Below are 3,954 nucleotides of genomic sequence, written 5' to 3'. Positions count from 1 at the left end.
GCGCGCTCCCACCCGCGCTGCGGTACGCGTCACGCTTGAGTCACGCGGGGGACGGGCGGGGGGGACGCCCCCGGCGCCCCCCCCCCACCCCGGCGGGCCGGGCCCTTCGTGCGTGGGGTCGTCAGCCCTTGCGGCCGACGAGCTTCCAGGCGGCCGGGAGGGCGCCCATGGCGAGCGCGGCCTTGAGGGCGTCGCCGATGAGGAAGGGGGTCAGGCCGGCGGCGACGGCCTGACCGAGGGTCATGCCGGTGGCGAGGGCCAGGTACGGGACGCCGACCGCGTAGATGAGCGCGGAGCCGAGGGCCATGGTGCCGGCGGTGCGCAGGACCGAGCGGTCGGCGCCGCGGCGGGCGAGGGCGCCGACGACGGTGGCGGCGAGCAGCATGCCGAGGATGTAGCCGAAGGACGGCATCGCGTAGCCCGAGGAGCCCTGGGCGAACCACGGGACGCCGGCCATGCCGACGACCGCGTAGAGGGCGAGGGAGAGGAAGCCGCGGCGGGCGCCGAGGGCGGTGCCGACGAGCAGGGCGGCGAAGGTCTGGCCGGAGACCGGGACCGGGGAGCCGGGGACCGGGACGGAGAGCTGCGCGGCGAGGCCGGTGAGGGCGGCGCCGCCGACGACGAGCGCGACGTCGCGGACGCGGCTCGACGGGAGGAGGTCGGCCAGGACGGTGCCCGCACGGAGGGTGCGGACGGGGGCGGCGGCGGTGCTACTCATCGGTACTCCGCGAGGGTGAGGGTGACGGGACAGGTTGACGCTATGCCAGGAGTGAACGCTCGATCACCGTCAGCCGCCGACAAAGCCTCGGGCGGGGGCTTCATGGGGTTCCGACAAAGGGCGACGGAGCCGCCGGGCGCCACGTGACGCTTGTCACTAGGGGATGGCCCTGGCTAGTCCCTTTTGCGTCAGGGGCCGGTCACCGGAGAGACTGTGGGGTCTCCATAAAGTGCCCCTCCTCCCAGAGCGCGAGTCCCCCACCATGCGCGACACCGCCCCGGCCGCTCCCCTCACCGAACCCGAGCCCCTCTCCCACGGTCTGAAGCAGCGTCACCTGACGATGCTCGGCCTGGGCGGGGTCATCGGCGCCGGGCTCTTCGTCGGCTCGGGCGCGGGCATCGCGGTCGCCGGTCCCGGGATCGTGCTCTCGTATCTGATCGCGGGCGCGCTCGCGATGCTGGTGATGCGGATGCTGGGCGAGATGTCGGCGGCGATGCCGGCGTCCGGCGCGTTCTCGGTGCACGCGGAGCGGGCGCTGGGCCGCTGGGCCGGGTTCTCGGTGGGCTGGCTGTACTGGTTCCTGCTGGTGGTCGTCCTCGCCGTGGAGGCGACGGGCGCGGCGCGGATCGCGCACGGCTGGGTGCCGGACGTCCCGCAGTGGGGCTGGGTGCTGCTCTTCATGGTGGTCTTCACGGCGGCGAACCTGGCGGCGGTGAAGAACTTCGGCGAGTTCGAGTTCTGGTTCGCCGCGCTGAAGGTCGGCGCGATCGTGCTCTTCCTGGTGCTGGGCGCGCTGGCGATCGTCGGCTGGCTGCCCGACACCGATCCGGTGGGGCTCGCCAACCTGACCGGGCAGGGCGGTTTCCTGCCGCACGGCTGGTCCGGGGTGATCTCCGGGGTGCTCGCGGTGGTGTTCGCCTTCGGCGGCCTGGAGGTCGTGACCATCGCGGCGGCCGAGTCGGAGGACCCGGCGCGGAACGTGGCGCGGGCGGTGCGCAGCGCCGTGTGGCGGATCCTCCTCTTCTACGTGGGCTCGATGCTGGTGATCGTGACCCTGCTGCCGTGGACGTCGATGGTGCCGGGCGAGTCGCCGTACGTGGCGGTCCTGGAGGCGATCGGGGTGCCGGGCGCGGGGCAGATCATGAACGTGGTGGTGTTCGTGGCGCTGCTGTCGGCGCTCAACGCCAATCTGTACGGCTCCTCCCGGATGGTCTTCTCGCTGGCCGAGCGCGGCGAGGCGCCGCGGGGGCTGCTGAAGGTGTCGGCGGGCGGGGTGCCCCGGCGGGCGGTGCTCGCCTCGGTGGCCTTCGCGTTCGTCTCCGTGCTGCTCAATCTGAAGTGGCCGGACTCGGTCTTCCTCTACATGCTCAACGCGGTCGGCGCGGTGCTGCTGTTCGTGTGGGCGCTGATCGCGCTGTCGCAGCTGCGGCTGCGGCCGCGGATCGAGCGGGAGGCCCCGGAGACGCTGACGCTGCGGATGTGGGGGTTCCCGTGGCTGACGTGGACGGCGCTGGCGGCGATGGGCGCGGTGCTGGTGCTGATGCTGACCGACGACGGCGCGCGGCCGCAGGTGCTGTGGTCGGCGGGGGCGACGGCGGCGGTGCTGCTGGTGGCGTGGCTGCGGGAGGTGCGCGCCGCGCGGGCGGCGTCCCGGGAAGTGCCCACGTCCACGACGAAACGGAACTGAATCTTCACCTTGTGTGAAGGTCGTGACCGTATAGCGGACACCCGTTCCCTCTGAGCGGTGCGGGCACCCAGACTGTGGGCTTCCCTCCCCGTCTCAGTCTATGAACAGGGTTGCCCATGTCCCGGACCACCGCGCCCGCGCAGGCCGACCGCGAGGACGGCACCGCCGCTCCCGCCGAGGGCCTCTCCCACGGCCTCAAGCAGCGCCATCTGTCGATGATCGCCCTCGGTGGCGTCATCGGCGCCGGCCTCTTCGTCGGCTCCGGCGCCGGCATCGCCGCCGCCGGGCCCTCGATCGTCGTCGCCTACGCGATCTCCGGCGTGCTCGTCATGCTGGTGATGCGCATGCTCGGCGAGATGTCGGCGGCGAACCCGGCCTCCGGTTCCTTCTCCGTCCACGCCGAGCGCGCCTTCGGCCCGTGGGCCGGCTTCACCGCGGGCTGGGCCTTCTGGTTCCTGCTCTGCGTGGCCGTCGGCCTGGAGGGCATCGGCGCCGCGAACATCATGACGGGCTGGTTCCCGGGCACCCCCGCGTGGGCGTGGGTGGCGCTCTTCATGCTGGTCTTCTGCGGCACCAACCTGGCGGCGGTGAAGAACTTCGGCGAGTTCGAGTTCTGGTTCGCCGCGCTGAAGGTCGGCGCGATCGTCCTCTTCCTCGGCATCGGCGTGCTCGCCATCGTCGGCGTCCTGCCCGGCACCGACGCCCCCGGCACCGCCAACCTCACCGGCGACGGCGGCTTCTTCCCGCACGGCTCCGAGGGCCTGATCGTCGGCCTGCTCGCCTCCGTCTTCGCGTACGGCGGCCTGGAGACGGTCACCATCGCGGCGGCCGAGTCCGAGCACCCGGTGCAGGGCGTCGCCAAGGCGGTCCGTACGGCGATGTGGCGCATCGCGCTCTTCTACATCGGCTCGATGGCGGTCATCGTCACCCTCGTCCCCTGGGACGACAAGGCGGTCGTCGAGAAGGGGCCGTACGTCGCCACCCTCGACCACCTGGGCATCCCGGCCGCCGGCCAGATCATGAACGTGGTGGTCCTGGTCGCGCTGCTCTCGGCGATGAACGCCAACGTCTACGGCGCCTCCCGGATGGCCTGTTCGCTGATCGGCCGCGGCCAGGGCCCGAAGGCGCTCGGCCGGCTGTACGGCGGCGTGCCGCGCCCGGCCGTCCTGCTCTCCTCGGTCGTCGGCTTCGGCGCCGTCCTGCTGAGCTACTGGTCGCCGGACAAGGCGTTCATCTGGCTGCTCAACACCATCGGCGCGATCATCCTCGTCGTCTGGTTCTTCATCGCCGCCTCCCAGCTGGTGCTGCGCCGCCGCACCGAGCGCGACGAGCCGGAGAAGCTGGTCGTGCGGATGTGGGCCTTCCCGGTGCTGACCTGGGTGGCGCTGGCCGGCATGGCGGCGGTCTTCTTCCTGATGGCCCGCGAGGAGGGCACCCGGGTGCAGCTCTACGCGACGGGCGCGCTGACGCTCGGCCTCGCCGTCGTCGGCTTCGCGCTCCAGAAGGCGCGCGGGAAGGCGCGCGAGGACGCGGCCTGACCGACCCGGCC

At 72.6% G+C, this 3,954-nt stretch carries 3 protein-coding genes; 2 read left to right on the top strand and 1 reads right to left on the bottom strand.

All coding sequences use genetic code 11. From position 1 onward, the window contains the following. Nucleotides 1-121 precede the first annotated feature (121 nt). Nucleotides 122-718 carry a biotin transporter BioY gene (locus ACFW1I_RS24340; RefSeq protein WP_384673518.1) on the bottom strand — a complete coding sequence of 199 codons (597 nt, stop codon included), beginning with the start codon at nt 716-718 and terminating at the stop codon, nt 122-124. A gap of 262 nt (nt 719-980) precedes the next feature. Here ACFW1I_RS24340 and ACFW1I_RS24335 point away from each other — a divergent pair, with 262 nt between their 5' ends. Further along, complete coding sequence (locus ACFW1I_RS24335; RefSeq protein ID WP_384673517.1) at nt 981-2,405, top strand: amino acid permease; 1,425 nt, start codon at nt 981-983, stop codon at nt 2,403-2,405. Nucleotides 2,406-2,521: 116 nt separating this feature from the next. Beyond that, nucleotides 2,522-3,943, top strand: a complete 1,422-nt coding sequence (locus ACFW1I_RS24330) for an amino acid permease (RefSeq protein ID WP_384673514.1) — start codon at nt 2,522-2,524, stop codon at nt 3,941-3,943. The last annotated feature ends 11 nt before the right edge of the window (nt 3,944-3,954 follow it).

It is taken from the genome of Streptomyces sp. NPDC058955, from assembly GCF_042741435.1.
In the GTDB taxonomy this organism is placed as follows: Bacteria; Actinomycetota; Actinomycetes; order Streptomycetales; family Streptomycetaceae; genus Streptomyces.
The sequence above is the reverse complement of the archived record's forward strand: the minus strand, read 5'-3'. Positions and strand labels throughout refer to the sequence as shown.